Origin of the sequence: Pseudomonas sp. TMW22090, assembly GCF_022496665.1 — a bacterium.
Lineage (GTDB): Bacteria > Pseudomonadota > Gammaproteobacteria > Pseudomonadales > Pseudomonadaceae > Aquipseudomonas > Aquipseudomonas gregormendelii.
On the sequence record NZ_SCFH01000006.1, the window covers coordinates 449751 to 466486 of the forward strand.

The 16736-nt window shown below is 59.8% G+C and carries 16 protein-coding genes and 1 tRNA gene; 10 read left to right on the forward strand and 7 right to left on the reverse strand.

Features of this window, described 5'->3' with window-relative positions; all coding sequences use genetic code 11:
* Positions 1–32 precede the first annotated feature (32 nt).
* Entirely contained in the window at positions 33–338 is a 306-nt protein-coding gene (locus tag EQV97_RS19390) for a YkgJ family cysteine cluster protein (RefSeq protein ID WP_122838745.1), read from the forward strand.
* Positions 339–393: 55 nt separating this feature from the next.
* On the opposite strand, the gene EQV97_RS19395 is transcribed toward EQV97_RS19390, so the two are convergent.
* The 6 genes from EQV97_RS19395 to hemA all read right to left on the reverse strand — a co-directional run bounded on the left by EQV97_RS19395 (position 394) and on the right by hemA (position 5764).
* Positions 394–912 (reverse strand): acyloxyacyl hydrolase, encoded by a 519-nt coding sequence (locus EQV97_RS19395; RefSeq protein ID WP_122838744.1) that lies wholly within the window; start codon positions 910–912, stop codon positions 394–396.
* 119 nt (positions 913–1031) lie between these two features.
* The gene (murI, locus tag EQV97_RS19400; RefSeq protein ID WP_240889574.1) at positions 1032–1823 is read right to left on the reverse strand and encodes a glutamate racemase; all 792 of its coding nucleotides are present in this window, start codon (positions 1821–1823) and stop codon (positions 1032–1034) included.
* Entirely contained in the window at positions 1816–2571 is a 756-nt protein-coding gene (locus tag EQV97_RS19405; RefSeq protein ID WP_122838743.1) for a molybdopterin-synthase adenylyltransferase MoeB, read from the reverse strand. The genes murI and EQV97_RS19405 overlap by 8 nt, the downstream gene beginning before the upstream one ends.
* Entirely contained in the window at positions 2565–3395 is an 831-nt protein-coding gene (gene prmC, locus EQV97_RS19410; RefSeq protein ID WP_122838742.1) for a peptide chain release factor N(5)-glutamine methyltransferase, read from the reverse strand. The genes EQV97_RS19405 and prmC overlap by 7 nt, the downstream gene beginning before the upstream one ends.
* Positions 3396–4478, reverse strand: coding sequence for a peptide chain release factor 1 (gene prfA, locus EQV97_RS19415; RefSeq protein ID WP_045059223.1), 1083 nt, complete (start codon positions 4476–4478; stop codon positions 3396–3398).
* On the reverse strand, positions 4475–5764 hold the full coding sequence (hemA, locus tag EQV97_RS19420; RefSeq protein WP_122838741.1) for a glutamyl-tRNA reductase: 1290 nt from the start codon (positions 5762–5764) through the stop codon (positions 4475–4477). The genes prfA and hemA overlap by 4 nt, the downstream gene beginning before the upstream one ends.
* A gap of 282 nt (positions 5765–6046) precedes the next feature.
* Between hemA and EQV97_RS19425 the strand changes: the two genes are divergently transcribed.
* The 8 genes from EQV97_RS19425 to ychF all read left to right on the forward strand — a co-directional run bounded on the left by EQV97_RS19425 (position 6047) and on the right by ychF (position 12963).
* Positions 6047–7771, forward strand: a complete 1725-nt coding sequence (locus tag EQV97_RS19425; RefSeq protein ID WP_240889550.1) for a tetratricopeptide repeat protein — start codon at positions 6047–6049, stop codon at positions 7769–7771.
* 4 nt (positions 7772–7775) lie between these two features.
* Positions 7776–8393 carry a lipoprotein insertase outer membrane protein LolB gene (gene lolB / locus EQV97_RS19430; protein WP_122838739.1) on the forward strand — a complete coding sequence of 206 codons (618 nt, stop codon included), beginning with the start codon at positions 7776–7778 and terminating at the stop codon, positions 8391–8393.
* A gap of 2 nt (positions 8394–8395) precedes the next feature.
* Entirely contained in the window at positions 8396–9247 is an 852-nt protein-coding gene (gene ispE, locus EQV97_RS19435; RefSeq protein WP_240889576.1) for a 4-(cytidine 5'-diphospho)-2-C-methyl-D-erythritol kinase, read from the forward strand.
* A 36-nt stretch (positions 9248–9283) separates the two neighbouring features.
* A tRNA-Gln gene (locus tag EQV97_RS19440) sits at positions 9284–9358 on the forward strand.
* Between the two features lie 45 nt (positions 9359–9403).
* Positions 9404–10345: a ribose-phosphate pyrophosphokinase gene (locus tag EQV97_RS19445; protein WP_003208392.1), complete on the forward strand. Its 942-nt coding sequence runs from the start codon at positions 9404–9406 to the stop codon at positions 10343–10345.
* Positions 10346–10486: 141 nt separating this feature from the next.
* Positions 10487–11095, forward strand: a complete 609-nt coding sequence (locus EQV97_RS19450) for a 50S ribosomal protein L25/general stress protein Ctc (RefSeq protein WP_122838737.1) — start codon at positions 10487–10489, stop codon at positions 11093–11095.
* Positions 11096–11255: 160 nt separating this feature from the next.
* Positions 11256–11840 carry an aminoacyl-tRNA hydrolase gene (gene pth, locus EQV97_RS19455; protein WP_008037207.1) on the forward strand — a complete coding sequence of 195 codons (585 nt, stop codon included), beginning with the start codon at positions 11256–11258 and terminating at the stop codon, positions 11838–11840.
* A gap of 22 nt (positions 11841–11862) precedes the next feature.
* Positions 11863–12963, forward strand: coding sequence for a redox-regulated ATPase YchF (gene ychF / locus EQV97_RS19460; protein WP_045059217.1), 1101 nt, complete (start codon positions 11863–11865; stop codon positions 12961–12963).
* A 145-nt stretch (positions 12964–13108) separates the two neighbouring features.
* On the opposite strand, the gene EQV97_RS19465 is transcribed toward ychF, so the two are convergent.
* Complete coding sequence (locus EQV97_RS19465; protein WP_240889552.1) at positions 13109–14326, reverse strand: MFS transporter; 1218 nt, start codon at positions 14324–14326, stop codon at positions 13109–13111.
* Between the two features lie 332 nt (positions 14327–14658).
* Between EQV97_RS19465 and EQV97_RS19470 the strand changes: the two genes are divergently transcribed.
* Positions 14659–16716, forward strand: coding sequence for a methyl-accepting chemotaxis protein (locus tag EQV97_RS19470; protein ID WP_240889554.1), 2058 nt, complete (start codon positions 14659–14661; stop codon positions 16714–16716).
* Positions 16717–16736: the final 20 nt, after the last annotated feature.

The following is a 16736-nucleotide window of genomic DNA, read 5'->3' on the forward strand; positions in this document are numbered from 1 at the left end:
CTCATGCAGCCCACTGCCTTACACTGCGCACCATGAAAACCATTCCCCTCACACCCGTTGCCGAGCCTGCGGTCACCTGCTCGACTTGCGCAGCCTGCTGCTGCCAGCTCGAAGTCATGCTGATTACCGACACGGGCGTGCCCGAGCGTTTTATCGACACCGATGATTGGGGTGGGGAAGTCATGCTGCGTCTGGATGACGGCTGGTGTGCGGCGCTGGATCGCAACAGCATGATGTGCACGATCTACGAGAAGCGTCCGTTGATCTGCCGGGAATTCGAGATGGGGGCACCGGAGTGCATCGAAGAACGCCGGGGCATTACCACGGCGTATCGTTGAACGCATATTCGTGCGGGAACCGGCAAGCCCGTTCCCGCATGAATTAATCCCGCAGTTACAGCGGCATCGTGTAATGCAGCGCGTAGCTTTCAACACCGTCGTTATTGCTGCTCAGGCCGGCATTGGAATAGTGCGTGGCACGAATCCCGACCTCATGACCGCCCGTGAAGCGCAGGCCGAAACCGATGCGGTCTTCGAACTGGAAGGACTGGCCAATGTTGTTGTCTTCAAGCTGGGTGTCGGAGAAAAACGCCACACCTACGCCAGCTTCGATGTACGGCTTGACGTTCTGGCCGGCAAACTCGTAGACGAACACGGGTGCAAACGACAGGCTGTTGTTACTGGAAGTCTTGTCACCCTCCCAGTAGGTATACGCGCCGCTCCAGAAACCGGTGAGTCGACCGACGTCGGTCTGCCACCAGCTCTTGTCCCAATCAAACTGCATGCCCAGCCGATAGGTCATGGTTGAATCGCTGGTCGCTCCGACCCCGAACTCCACGCCTGCCGCCTGTGCGGTAAAACTGTGCCCCAATAGTGTGGCCGCAAGCGCAGCCAAGCAGAATAGTCGCTTCACTAGAAACATCCTTTTCCGAACGAATTCGTATGGTTTTTTTGGTGTCGCCATCAATCACAGCTATAGAAGTCTGCGCCTACCCAGAAGTTCAGACTATTCCGATACATTTCACATTTTTTTTACAAGTCGAAACTACGCACTACGCCGGCGGAATTCCAGAGTAATGGCAAGATATTACTGAAATGCTTTGGATTGGCACTGGTCCAGAACTGCGCAGCCCGGGCCGGGCCTGCGGCAAGCAGCTCGCGTTCGGCCAATAAACGCTGAAGCTGGCGTGCTACTGCAGCCCCGGTATCGATCAGGCTGATGTGCGCCGGGATCATCTGCTTGAGCAGCGGCTTGAGGAAGGGATAGTGGGTGCAGCCGAGAATGATCGTGTCGCAGCCGCCGTCGAGCAAGGGCCGCACGTAGCCGAGTAACAGCTTGCACAGCACCGGGCTGTGCAGGTCGCCGTCCTCAATCAGCTCCACCAGGCCCGGGCATGGCTGGGTGATCACTCGTACGTCGGTGGCAAAACGGTCGAGCAGCGCGGCAAATTTGGCGCTTTGCAACGTACCGGTAGTGGCGAGTACACCGACCACACCACTGCGGGTCGCGGCCGCTGCGGGCTTTACTGCGGGCTCCATGCCGACGATGGGCCACTGAGGGTAGTCACGGCGCAAATCGGCCACGCCTGCCACCGTGGCGGTATTGCAGGCCAGCACCAGCGCCTTGGCGCCCTGTTGCTGAAAAAAGCGCGCCATGACACTGCAGCGCTCACGGATGAACTCCGGCGTTTTCTCGCCATAGGGGACGTTGCCGCAATCGGCGACGTACAGCAAAGTCTCGTCGGGCAGCAGGCGCTGGATCTCGGCCAGTACCGATAACCCGCCGACACCGGAATCGAATACGCCAATCGGCGCCTCACGCACAGGCAGGGCCACAGACCGCACAGCCCGGATCGCGCTTGACCCGAAGTTCACGAAAGCGCGTACCCAGGGCATCGATCAGCAACAGGCGCCCCACCAGCGGTTCGCCAAACCCGGCCAGCAGCTTGAGCGCTTCGAGTGCTTGCAGGCTGCCGACCAGGCCCACCAGCGGGCCGATGACCCCGGCTTCGCTGCACGTCAGTTCGGCTTCACTGCCGTGGCCATACAAGCAGTGGTAGCAGGGACTGTCCGGACGTCTTGGATCGAACACCGACAATTGTCCTTCGAGGCGAATGGCGGCACCGCTGACCAGGGGTTTGCCCGCCAGCACGCAGGCGGCGTTGACGGCTTCGCGGGTGGAAAAATTGTCCGAGCAGTCCAGCACCAGGTCCACCGCAGCCACTGCGGCGGCCAGGGAGTCTTCATCGAGGGCGGTGCGCAGGGCTTTGAGCTGGATTTCGGGATTGATCGCGCTCAGTCGGCGGATCGCCGAGTCGACCTTGCTCACGCCGACGCTGTCGGTGTCGTGGATAACCTGACGCTGCAGGTTGGTCAGGTCAACGCTGTCGAAGTCTGCCAAGTGCAATTCGCCCACGCCCGCCGCGGCCAGGTAAAGGGCTACCGGCGAGCCGAGACCGCCCAGGCCGATGATCAGCGCCCGGCTGGCTTTGAGCCGCAATTGGCCATCGATATCGACGTGCTGCAGCAGAATCTGCCGACTGTAGCGCAACAACTCCTGATCATTCAGCACGGCAGGCGTCCAAGGCTGATACGTTCGTGGCCGCCCAGGTCGGTGCGGCTGTGGACTTCTTCAAAGCCACGGGTCATCAGCAGATCGCGCACGGCGAGAGCCTGATCGTATCCGTGTTCGAGCATCAGCCAGCCACCGGCATCGAGGTGGTTCGGGGCCTGGTCGACGATCAGGCGCAGATCGTCGAGACCATCGATGCCGGCGACCAACGCACTGGCAGGCTCGAAGCGCACATCGCCCTCGGCCAGGTGCGGATCGGCGCTGGCGATATAAGGCGGGTTGCTAATGATCAGCTCGAAGCGCTGACCTTGCAAAGCACTGAACCAATGACTGCTCAGCACGGTGGCGTTGTTCAGGTGCAGGCGCTGGCGATTGCGCTCGGCCAGCGCGACGGCTTCCTGCACGCGATCCACGGCGGTGAGTTGCCACGCCGGGCGCTCGCTGGCCAGGGCCAGGGCAATTGCGCCGCTGCCGGTGCCCAGGTCGAGCACCCTGGCAGGGGCGACCGGCAACAACTCCAGCGCGGCCTCTACCAGCAGCTCGGTGTCCGGGCGCGGGATCAGGGTGTGCGGTGCGACTTCCAGGTCGAGCTTCCAGAAACCCTGCTGGCCCAGAATATAGGCCACCGGCTCGCCGCCACGACGGCGCTGCAGGTACCCGGCAAATTTGAGCGCCGCTTCACTTGGTACGATGCGCTCCGGCCAGGTGTGCAAAAAGCTCCGGGACTTGCCCAGGGCCGCAGCCAGCAGCAACTCTGCGTCCAGGCGCGCGGTGGGCGAGTCCGGTAGATCGGCGGCGCGTAGCAGGCTGGCAATGATCGTCATTTACTCACCTATCGCTGCCAATTGATCAGCCTGGTACTCGGCCAGCAACGGCTCGATTACCGCATCGACGCCACCGGTGAGAATTTCATCGAGGGAATACAGCGTCAGGTTGACCCGGTGGTCGGTGACCCGGCCCTGGGCAAAATTGTAGGTGCGAATCCGTTCCGAGCGATCGCCCGAGCCCACCAGCAGCTTGCGCTCGCTGGCGATGGCATTGGCGGCGGCACTGGTCTGCTGGTCGTTCAGCTTGGCCGACAGCCAGGACATGGCGCGCGCACGGTTCTTGTGCTGCGAACGCTCTTCCTGGCACTCGACCACGATGCCGGACGGCAAGTGAGTGATGCGGATCGCCGAGTCGGTCTTGTTGACGTGCTGTCCACCGGCGCCTGAGGAGCGGTAGGTATCGACCCGCAAATCCGCCGGGTTGATCTCGATCGCTTCCTGCTCGTCCGGCTCGGGCAATACCGCCACCGTGCAGGCCGAAGTGTGGATACGACCCTGGGATTCGGTCGCAGGAACCCGCTGCACCCGGTGCACGCCGGATTCGAACTTGAGCTTGCCGTAAACGTTGTCGCCCTCGACGCGGGCGATCACTTCTTTATAGCCGCCGTGTTCGCCGATGTTCTCCGAGAGGATCTCCACCCGCCAGCCACGGCGCTCGGCGTAGCGCGAATACATGCGAAACAGGTCGCCGGAAAAAATGGCCGCCTCATCACCGCCAGTGCCGGCGCGGATTTCGAGAAACACGTTGCGGCCGTCGTTCGGGTCCTTGGGCAGCAGCATCCGTTGCAGGCTGGCTTCGATTTCGAGCAGTTGCTCCTTGGCTTCGCGGACTTCTTCCACAGCCATTTCGCGCATGTCCGGGTCGCTGTCCTTGAGCAGCGCCTGGGCGCCTTCCAGATCACCCTGAACCTTGAGCAACTGTTTATAGGTTTGCACGATAGGTTCGACTTCCGCGTATTCCTTGGAATAAGTACGGAATTTGGTCTGGTCGGAAATGACTTCGCCGTCGCCAAGCAAGGCGGTCAGTTCCTCGAAACGGTCCTGGAGGATGTCCAGCTTATTGAGCAGTGAAGCTTTCATTGCGGTTTCTTATCCGAAAAGCTATCCGATGAGCCCTCACCGAGGGCAAAGAGTTCCTGGGCCATGGCCAGCGCATCGAGGCGACCTTCGGCAGAGAGCTTTTTCAACTGCACGCTCGGGGCGTGCAGGAGTTTGTTGGTCAGGCCGCGTGCCAGTTGGATCAACACATCTTCGGCGCTGCCGCCATTGGCCAGCATGCGCTGAGCCTTCTGCAATTCTTCGTCACGCAGGCGTTCGCTTTGCTGGCGATAGGCCTTGAGCACGTCCACCGCGGCCAGTTCACGCAGGCGCACCATGAAGTCTTCGGCGCCGATCGAGACCATCTCTTCCGCCGCTTGCGCTGCACCTTGCCGACTCTTGAGGTTTTCCGCGACCACTTCGTGCAGGTCGTCAACGCTATAGAGGTAGACGTCGTCGAGTTCGCCAACTTCCGGCTCGATGTCCCGAGGAACGGCGATGTCCACCATGAAGATCGGCTTGTGCTTGCGCAGCTTCAGGGCGCTTTCCACCGCGCCCTTCCCAAGGATCGGTAACTGGCTGGCGGTGGAGCTGATGACGATGTCACTGCGCACCAGTTCGGCCGGGATATCCGACAGCAACACCGCATGCGCGCCAAACTGCTCGGCCAGAATGCTGGCGCGCTCCAGCGTGCGGTTGGCGACCACGATACGCTTGACCCCGAGTTCGTGCAGATGACGGGCGACCAGGGTAATGGTCTCGCCGGCGCCAATCAGCAACGCCTGGCTGCGCTGCAAGTCGCTGAAAATCTGTTTCGCCAGGCTGACTGCGGCAAAGGCCACCGACACCGGGTTCTCGCCGATGGCAGTGTCGGTGCGCACCTGCTTGGCCGCATTGAACGTAGCCTGGAACAGTCGCCCGAGCAGCGGCCCGATAGTCCCGGCTTCCCGGGCTACCGCGTAGGCCGATTTCATCTGGCCGAGAATCTGCGGTTCGCCCAACACCAGCGAGTCGAGCCCGGAGGCGACTCGCATCATGTGACGAACTGCCGCATCATCTTCGTGCACATAACTGCTGGCGCGCAGCTCTTCGATGCTCAAGTGGTGATAATCGGCCAGCCAGCGCAACACGATGTCAGCCGAAAGGTGATCCTGCTCTATATAGAGTTCGCTGCGATTGCAGGTGGAAAGGATCGCGGCTTCGCGGCTGTCGGTCAGTCGGCAGAGCTGCTGCAAAGCCTCCACCAGCTGCTCAGGGGTAAAGGCCACGCGCTCGCGGACGTCTACTGAAGCAGTCTTGTGGTTAATACCGAGTGCAAGGAAGGCCATTCAAGGTCGCTGATAGTGACGTGAAGCCGGCAATTGTCCTACTTCGACAGATTCAGAACAACTACTCGATATCTATCGCCCCTGTAGGAGGTGCCGAAGGCTGCGATCTTTTGAGGTTTTAAAGGTGCGGTAAGGGCAAGATCAAAAGATCGCAGCCTGCGGCAGCTCCTACGATGGTCCTGACGACCTGACTCCGTAAAGTCATCCTTCGACACTCGGTTATGTTTGGCCGAAGGCTTGTGTCATGATGATCCGACCGCAGGTTAGTCGTCCTCTTCCTATATGAATAGATCCTCCGCGTTGCTCCTTGCTTTTGTCTTCCTCAGCGGCTGCCAGGCCATGGCGCCCGTGTCTCCGGACGATTCGTCGCCGGTCGAAGACAGCACTCCGGCCCCTGAAAAGCCCAAGGTCTACAGCTCCTTCAGCGAAGAAACCGTCTTCAGCCTGTTGAGCGCGGAACTGGCTGGTCAGCGCAATCGTTTCGACATTGCCCTGGACAACTACGTGACCCAGGCCATCAACACCCAGGATCCGGGGATCTCCGAGCGGGCATTCCGGATTGCCGAGTACCTGGGCGCCGACCAGGCCGCCCTGGACACCGCGCTCATCTGGGCAAAAAACGCCCCGGACGATCTCGAGGCGCAACGTGCAGCTGCCGTGCAACTGGCTCGTGCCGGGCGCTATGACGACTCCATGGTGTACATGGAGAAGGTCCTGCAAGGCAAAGGCGACACTCACTTCGACTTCCTCGCCCTGTCCGCTGCCGACACCGACCAGGACACGCGCAACGGCTTGATGCAAAGTTTTGACCGCCTGCTGCAACGCCATCCCGACAACGGCCAGCTGATTTTCGGCAAGGCCCTGTTGCTGCAACAGGACGGCGATGCCAAGGGCGCCTTGTCCCTACTCGAAGACCATCCGCCGGAAGATGGCGAAATCGCCCCGATCCTGCTGCGAGCGCGCCTGTTGCAGTCCCTTGATCGTGGTGACGAGGCCCTGCCGCTACTGCGCAAAAGCATCAAGCAATACCCCGACGACAAACGGCTGCGCCTGACCTACGCACGCATGCTGGTGGAGCAGGACCGCATGGACGACGCAAAGGTCGAGTTCTCCAGCCTGGTCCAGCAATACCCTGAAGATGACGAGCTGCGCTATTCGCTGGCACTGGTTTGCCTGGAAGCCAAGGCCTGGGAAGAGGCCAAGGGCTACCTCGAAGACCTCATTGCCCGGGACAGCCATGTCGATTCGGCGCACCTGAACCTTGGACGTATCGCTGAAGAGCGCAACGATCCACAGGGCGCCCTGGCCGAATACGCACAGGTGGGGCCGGGCAATGATTACCTGCCGGCACAATTGCGCCAGGCCGATATCCTGATGAACAACGGCAAGACTGCCGAAGCCCAGAGTCGCCTGGCCGCTCAGCGGGACGAACAGCCCGATTATGCCATCCAGCTGTACCTGATCGAAGCCGAAACCCTGTCCGCCAACAAGCAACAGGACAAGGCCTGGGCTGTTCTCGAAAAATCGTTGCAGCAATACCCCGACGACCTGAACCTGCTGTACACCCGAGCCATGCAGGCGGAAAAACGCAATGACCTGGCGCAAATGGAAAAAGACCTGCGCCTGATCATCAAGCGCGACCCGGACAATGCGATGGCGTTGAACGCCCTCGGCTATACCCTGTCTGACCGTACAACGCGATACGCCGAAGCCAAGGCCCTGATCGAACAGGCGCACCAGATCAACCCGGAGGACCCGGCGGTTCTCGACAGCCTCGGCTGGGTCAACTACCGGCTGGGCAATCTGGACGAGGCCGAGCGCTATTTGCGCAAAGCCCTGGAGCGCTTTCCCGACCAGGAAGTCGCCGCTCACCTGGGCGAGGTCCTGTGGGCCAACGGCAAACAGCGTGAAGCGAAGCAAATCTGGGGCAAGTTCCTCAAGGATCAGCCCGACAGCCCAATACTGCGCGGCACCATCAAGCGCCTGACCGGATCAGAGACTCTTTAAGATTATGTTTTTGCGCCATTTCATCGTTTTCAGTTTCATCGCCCTGCTCGCCGGTTGCGCGGGCTTCGGCGCTCGCGAATCCGTCGAAGGTCGCGGCAACTCCACCCAATGGCGTGAGCACAAACAGCAGCTCACGGGTCTGGATGGCTGGCAGATCAACGGCAAGATCGGCATTCGCGCACCCAAGGATTCGGGAAGCGGCACCCTGTTCTGGCTGCAACGCCAGGATTACTACGACATCCGTCTATCCGGCCCCCTGGGTCGGGGCGCCGCACGCCTGACCGGTCGCCCCGGCAAGGTGTCCCTGGAAGTCGCCAACCAGGGGCGTTATGACGCGCCGAACCCGGAAATCCTTCTCGAAGAACAGCTGGGCTGGAAATTGCCGGTGTCCAACCTGGCCTGGTGGGTGCGCGGACTCCCCGCTCCCGACAGCAAAAGCCGCCTGACGCTTGACGCCGATAGCCGCCTGGCCAATCTCGATCAGGATGGCTGGCAGGTTGAATATTTGAGTTATGCCGAGCAGAACGGTTTCTGGCTGCCCGAGCGCATCAAGCTGCACGGTACCGACCTTGATGTCACGCTGGTGATCAAGGAATGGCAACCACGCAAACTGGGGCAGTGAACATGACTGTTGCGCGCCTGACCCTGCCCTCACCGGCCAAGCTCAACCTGATGCTGCACATCCTTGGTCGCCGTGAAGACGGTTATCACGAGCTGCAGACGATTTTTCAATTCCTGGATTACGGTGACGAGATCACCTTCGCCGTTCGCGATGATGGCGTGATCCGTTTGCATACCGAATTCGACGGCGTCCCTCACGACAGCAATCTGATCGTTCGCGCGGCAAGACAACTGCAGGAGCAATCCGGCTGCCTGCTCGGGATCGACATCTGGATCGATAAAGTCCTTCCCATGGGCGGTGGCATCGGTGGTGGCAGCTCCAATGCCGCCACCACCCTGCTCGGCCTGAACCATCTCTGGCAACTGGGCTGGGACGCAGATCGCCTGGCCGCACTCGGCCTGACACTGGGCGCCGACGTCCCGGTTTTCGTGCGTGGCCATGCCGCTTTTGCCGAGGGCGTGGGGGAGAAACTCACCCCTGTAGACCCCGAAGAACCGTGGTATCTCGTACTGGTACCGCAAGTATCTGTAAGTACAGCAGAAATTTTTTCTGATCCGCTGTTGACACGTAACACTCCTCCCATTAAAGTGCGCCCCGTTCCCAAGGGAAACAGTCGAAATGACTGCTTGCCGGTAGTCGCAAGGCGTTATCCAGATGTACGTAACGCATTGAATTTGTTAGGTAAATTTACCGAAGCAAAACTTACCGGAACTGGAAGTTGTGTGTTTGGGGGCTTCCCAAGCAAAGCTGAAGCTGATAAAGTCTCGGCCCTTCTTACAGAGACCCTTACAGGGTTTGTAGCAAAAGGAAGCAACGTTTCGATGTTGCATCGCAAGCTGCAAAGTCTGCTCTAAAGGAACCGAGTACTGGGTACTCGTTGCAACAGATACAGGGGCGTCGCCAAGCGGTAAGGCAGCAGGTTTTGATCCTGCCATGCGTTGGTTCGAATCCAGCCGCCCCTGCCATTTTCTATACTCATCCAGGTTACCCTCAGCCTCTAGGTACTGCGCGTGTCCAAGATGATGGTCTTTACGGGGAATGCTAACCCCGATCTGGCTCGGCGTGTCGTACGTCAGCTGCATATCCCTCTCGGTGACATTTCTGTCGGTAAGTTCTCCGACGGCGAAATTACTGCCGAGATCAATGAAAACGTCCGCGGTAAAGATGTCTTCATTATTCAGCCGACTTGCGCTCCGACCAACGATAACCTGATGGAACTGGTAGTGATGGCTGATGCCTTCCGCCGCTCCTCGGCTACTCGTATCACTGCTGTAATTCCTTACTTTGGTTATGCCCGTCAGGATCGCCGTCCGCGTTCCGCACGTGTGGCTATCAGCGCGAAAGTCGTGGCTGACATGCTTACCGTAGTCGGCATCGACCGTGTTCTCACGGTTGATTTGCATGCTGACCAAATCCAGGGTTTCTTCGATATTCCGGTAGATAACATCTACGGCTCCCCGGTTCTGGTGGATGACATTGAAGATCAGCGCTTCGAAAACCTGATGATCGTGTCCCCGGACATTGGTGGCGTCGTGCGTGCACGTGCCGTTGCCAAATCTCTGGGTGTGGATCTCGGGATCATCGACAAACGCCGTGAGAAAGCCAATCACTCTGAAGTGATGCATATCATCGGTGATGTCGAAGGGCGTACCTGTATTCTGGTCGATGACATGGTCGATACCGCCGGCACTCTGTGCCACGCGGCCAAGGCCCTGAAAGAGCATGGTGCTGCCAAGGTTTTCGCCTACTGCACACACCCTGTGCTGTCCGGTCGGGCGATCGAAAACATTGAGAATTCCATGCTGGACGAACTGGTGGTGACCAACACCATCCCGTTGTCCGCTGCTGCTCAAGCCTGCTCGCGTATCCGTCAACTGGATATCGCGCCGGTGGTTGCTGAAGCGGTCCGCCGCATCAGCAATGAAGAATCGATCAGCGCGATGTTCCGTTAAGGGCCCTGCCCTTCTGGAACATATCGTTGACGAAAAGCGCCCCGCCCCGGCATTCCTGTCGGGGCGGGGCTTTTTTGCCCATATCGCCTTTAGCGCTGGTCGCAAACGCTGGGGCGAATGTGGTTATTTTGGAGATACAACATGAACGAATTTACCCTGAATGCTGAAGTGCGTTCCGACCTGGGGAAAGGTGCGAGCCGCCGCCTGCGTCGTCTCGCAAGCCTGGTACCAGCTGTAGTTTACGGTGGCGAAAAAGCCCCTGAATCCATCAGCATGCTGGCTAAAGAAGTTGCCAAACTGCTCGAAAACGATGCGGCTTACAGCCACATCATCGAACTGAACGTTGGCGGCACCAAGCAAAACGTGATCATCAAGGCTCTGCAGCGTCACCCGGCCAAAGGCCACGTGATGCACGCTGACTTCGTACGCGTTGTAGCTGGCCAGAAACTGACCGCTATCGTGCCTGTACACTTCGTTGGCGAAGAAGCTCCGATCAAGAAAGGCGGCGAAGTTTCGCACGTTACTTCCGAAATCGAAGTGACCTGCCTGCCGAAGGACCTGCCTGAGTTCATCGAAGTCGACCTGTCGAAGGCTGAAATCGGCGACATCATCCACATGTCCGACCTCAAAGCCCCTAAAGGCGTTGAATTTGTTGCTCTGGCACACGGTGACGACAAGGCTGTTGCCAACGTTCACGCTCCACGTGTTGCTCCAGAAGAAGACGCTGCTGAAGAAGGCGCTGCAGAGTAATTTCACTCTGTTCGCCGGAGTGACCGGTAACATCGCGGACTAGTACGTAGCGAGAAAGCGGGCGAGAACGCGGAGTTTACATAATGGTAAATGAGCACTTGTCGTCCACTTTCGCCGCACTCGGCGATGTTAACCACCACTCCAAGGAAGGGCCCCTATCGTGACTGCCATAAAACTGATCGTTGGCCTGGGAAATCCAGGCGCTGAATACGAACAGACCCGGCATAACGCAGGGGCCCTTTTTGTTGAGCGCATCGCGAACGCACAAGGCGTTAACCTTGTGGCGGACCGCAAATATTTCGGCCTGACCGGGCGCTATTCGCATCAGGGTCAGGATGTTCGTCTGCTGATCCCCACCACCTACATGAACCGCAGCGGCCAGGCCGTGGCGGCACTCGCAGGATTCTTCCGCATCAAGCCCGAAGAAATCCTGGTGGCGCATGACGAACTCGACCTGCCTCCGGGCGTTGCCAAGCTCAAGCAGGGCGGCGGCCATGGCGGTCACAACGGGTTGCGCGACATCATTGCGCAACTGGGCAATCAGAATACCTTCTACCGCTTGCGGCTTGGCATTGGCCACCCGGGCGTAGCCAGTATGGTTTCAAACTTCGTCCTGGGTCGTGCGCCACGCGCCGAACAGGAAAAACTCGATGCCAGCATCGACTTTGCCCTCGGCGTGCTGCCGGATATCCTCGCCGGTGAATGGAACCGCGCGATGAAAAACCTGCACAGCCAGAAGGCCTGACTTTTACCCGAGGGGAAACACCATGGGATTCAATTGCGGCATCGTCGGCCTGCCTAACGTCGGCAAGTCCACCCTGTTCAACGCCCTGACCAAATCCGGGATCGCGGCCGAGAACTTCCCCTTCTGCACCATCGAACCGAACACCGGAATCGTGCCGATGCCGGATGCGCGTCTGGAAGCCCTGGCTGCCATCGTTAATCCGAAGCGTATCCTGCCGACCACCATGGAGTTCGTCGACATCGCAGGCCTGGTGGCCGGCGCGTCGAAAGGTGAAGGCCTGGGCAACAAGTTCCTGGCCAACATCCGTGAAACCGATGCGATCGCCCACGTAGTCCGCTGCTTCGAAGACGAGAACGTGATTCACGTTTCCAACAGCGTCGACCCGAAACGCGACATCGAGATCATCGACCTGGAACTGATCTTCGCCGACCTCGACAGCTGCGAGAAGCAACTGCAGAAAGTCGCGCGCAACGCCAAGGGCGGCGACAAGGATGCCGTGGTTCAAAAAGCATTGCTTGAGCAACTGATCGCTCACTTCACCCTGGGCAAGCCTGCACGGACCCTGATGAAGAGCATGGGTGCCGACGACAAGGCGGTGATCCGTGGCTTCCACCTGCTGACCACCAAGCCGGTCATGTACATCGCCAACGTCGCTGAAGACGGTTTCGAGAACAACCCGCTGCTGGACATCGTCAAGGCCATCGCCGAAGAAGAAGGCGCCATGGTGGTTCCGGTCTGCAACAAGATCGAAGCCGAAATCGCCGAGCTTGAAGACGGCGAAGAGAAGGACATGTTCCTTGAGGCCCTGGGCCTGGAAGAGCCTGGCCTGAACCGCGTGATTCGCGCTGGCTACGAAATGCTGCACCTGCAGACCTACTTCACTGCCGGCGTTGAAGAAGTCCGCGCCTGGACCGTACGCGTCGGTGCGACCGCACCACAAGCCGCTGGCGTGATCCACACCGACTTCGAAAAAGGCTTCATCCGCGCCGAAGTCATCGCCTATGACGACTTCATCCAGTACAAGGGCGAAGCCGGTGCCAAGGAAGCCGGCAAATGGCGCCTGGAAGGCAAGGACTACATTGTTAAAGACGGCGACGTGATGCACTTCCGTTTCAACGTGTAAGACTCCCCGCTCAAGAAGAAGCCGCGTTCAATACGCGGCTTTTTTGTACCTGTCAGATTATTCAAAGATCGCAGCCTCCGGCAGCTCCTGGAGGGTGTACACCTCACATCAGTAGGAGCTGCCGAAGGCTGCGTTCTTCTGATCTTCAGGCCTTTGCGGTTCTCGGCAGGAAGATCGCCAACACCCCCAGCAATGGCAGGAACGAGCACAGGAAATACACGTATTCGATTCCGCGGGCATCCGCCAGATAGCCCAGCAGCGCCGCGCCAATCCCGCCAAAACCAAACATCAAGCCAAAGAATATCCCGGCGATCATCCCGACATTGCCCGGAACCAGCTCCTGGGCGTACACCACAATGGCCGAGAATGCCGACGCCAGGATGAAACCGATCACCACGCTCAAGATGCTGGTCCAGAACAGGTCAACGTGAGGCAACAGCAGGGTGAAAGGCGCAACACCAAGGATCGAAAACCAGATGACGGCCTTGCGCCCAATCTTGTCGCCGATCGGGCCGCCGAAGAACGTACCGGCTGCCACCGCCCCCAGGAACAGAAACAGATGCAGTTGCGAACTGGCCACCGAGAGGTCGAATTTCTCGATCAGGTAGAAGGTGTAGTAACTGGTGAGGCTGGACATGTAGAAGTACTTGGAGAACACCAGCAGCCCCAGCACAACCAGTGCGCTGGTCACCCTCCCCTTCGACAGACCGTGGGTTGCCGCCTGCCCTTGCTTGAGCTTGAACAGGTTCAGGTGATTGGCGTACCAGCGGCTGATGCGGTGCAGCACAAACAGCGCAAACACCGCGAACAGGCCGAACCATGCCACATGCCCCTGGCCGAACGGAATGATAATGGCTGCCGCCAGCAATGGACCGAACGCCGAGCCCGCATTGCCGCCAACCTGGAAAGTGGACTGCGCCAACCCGAACCGCCCACCCGATGCCAGTCGCGCTACCCGGGAAGCCTCCGGGTGAAAGGTCGAAGAGCCGATACCGATCAGCGCCGCCGCCAGCAGGATCATAGGAAAGCTGCCGACCACCGACATCATCAGTATGCCGATCAAGGTGCATACGCTCCCGGCCGGTAGCAGCCACGGCTTGGGATGACGGTCTGTGTGATAGCCGACCCATGGCTGCAATAGCGAAGCGGTCAGTTGAAAGGTCAGGGTAATCAGGCCGACCTGGGTAAACGTCAGGCCGTAATTGGCCTTGAGCATCGGATAGATCGACGGCAAGACCGACTGGATCAGGTCGTTGATCAAATGGGCCAGCGCCACGGCGCCGATGATGCGCATGACCAAAGGGCTGCTTTGTGAAGTCGCTGATGCCGGCGCGGCGCCGGTCTGGGCATTGCTGATAGCCATGAGAGTTTCCGCACAACGGGTGGGTGCAAACGGACAGGAGCGTCAATGTGCCATTTTTCAGTGCATCAGCGCCATCCCCTTAGCCTGCTAACGACATTTGCGAACGCTTTCCATACAGGTAATAGCGCATCGCCATGGTCTGAATCTTGCGTTACCACTTCCTTTAAACGCGGCCCCTTACAAAGGGGACCGAGAATGGGAAGTTTCGCTACGCAGTCGGCCTACAGAGCGGACGAGGGTGAACTTTCGAGGCCTTTAAAGGGGCACCAGTCGCGGCCAAAACAGCCTCGACGCACGCCAATGGTGCGTGGTGCCCAGGGGAGTCACGGGGCATGCAGGCATTTTTATCACCGGGCATTGGCTTGCTGGGGCGCTTTGGCTTCGCACGCAAGTTTCAACTGTTGTTTTTGCTGTTCATTCTGCCCCTGGCGGGCAGCCTGTGGATGATCGGGCAGGATTACCGCAGCAAACTGAATCTGATTTCCGAGGAGCGTGCCGGGGTTCGGCAACTGCTGTCACTGGATGCGCTCGACAATCTGCTCGCAGCCCAACGGGATCGCGCCGCGCGCTGGCGAGCCACGGAAACCAATCGTCAACCCACGCCCGCCACGCTCGCCGCCATGGCTGCGTTTGACGAGGCTCAGCCAGCCATCGCCAAAGCGGCTGTGGAGCTGGGTAATACCCTCGCTGCCGAAGGTGCCCGGGATGAAACACTGGCGCGCTACCAGGCCCTGCAGGCCGCCCTTGAGGGCCTGGATTCAAAAAGCCTCGGCAGCATCGGTTGGTGGCCTGACGGTTACGATCGCTTCACCGGTGCCTTGAGCGCCCTGCAAGCCCTGCGCGAGCAAATTGCCATGGACAACCGGCTGACCCTCGCGCCATGGCTGGAAACCTATTTGCTGACGCAGATCTCCACTCAGCACGTGCCGGACCTGATCGAACGGGTCGGACGTCTGGCCAGCATCGGTCAGGCCTCAGTGGTGTCTGGGCAATTCACCTTGCAAAGCCGCTTGCAGCTACGAGACCTGCGCAGTCGTATCGGCGACGCCCGGGAGCAGCTTGTGAAAACCGCAGGCTTGCTGGAATCACGCCTGCCCAGCGACTTGCAAACCTGGTCAGGGCGCTACCAGGAAAGCCTCAAGCACCTGGATGCCGAGCTGAAAGTTCTCGATGACGGCGTATTCGGCGGTAGCATCAAGCTCAAGCACGAAGACTTTGAACGTGGTCTGGACGCCTTGCTGGTCGACCTCGCCTCCCTGCGCCAACAATCCCTGGGCTCACTGGATCAGCGCCTGGATAACTACCATGGCTCGGCGATGCGCCAGGTCATCGGTGTGGCGACGATTTTTGGGGGCCTGCTGCTGGCGGCGCTGTATCTGTTCACCTGCCTGCAAACGTCCATCCGGCGTAGCGCCAGCGGTATTACAGTGCTGGCCGAAGCGCTGCGCGATGGCAACCTCAGCATGCAGGTGCCGGTACAGGGTCGCGACGAGCTGGCAGCTATCAGCACCGCGCTAAACGTCGCGGTGGTGCAGTTGCGCAACAGCATGCTGGGGGTGGATCATGAGACCCTGCAATTGAGCAACGCCGTACGCGCGCTCAACCAGCATTCCAGCGGCGCATTGGGCGAAGTCGAGGCACAACAACTGCAGATCAGCCAGATCGCCGCAGCGGCCACCCAACTGGCCGCCACGTCCCAAGGCGTGGCCCAGAGCTGCGAACACGCCTCGGGCAGCGCCCAGCACACGCGGCGCATTGCTGCCGACAGCAGTCGCGACAGCCAGCGCACCACGGCAAGTATCCAGCAGCTCAACCAGCGTTTGAACGAGACAGCGGCGGCACTCGGCCGGGTGAGCGAACAGGGCCAGCAGATTCAGCTGGTAGTGGACACCATTCGCGGAGTGGCCGAGCAGACTAACCTCCTGGCCCTTAACGCCGCCATCGAGGCTGCCCGCGCGGGCGATCAGGGCCGCGGCTTCGCCGTGGTGGCTGACGAAGTGCGCAGCTTGTCGAAACGCACGCAGTCCTCTACCGCGCAGATAGCCCAGACCGTTGATAGCCTGCGACAAACGGTGGATGAAGCGGTGAGCCTGATGGAAGCGGCCTGCAGCCAGGCACAGAACGATGCGCAGTCGGTCACCGGGCTGGGCGAACGACTCGGGGAAATTGCCAGCGCAGTGCAAGGCGTCACCGATACCCTGGCGCACATTGCGACAGCGGTAGAGGAACAGGCCAGCACCGCCGATGAGGTCAGCGGCAACATCCAGCAGGTTGATCAGGCGGCGGTGCGGCTGCTGGAAGGAGCCCGCGCCGTAAACCTTGCGGCGCACACCTTGAGCCAAGGCAGCAAGGCATTGAGCGCCAATACCGGAAGGTTTCAGCTCGGCTGACAGCGCCCACCGCCGCGTTT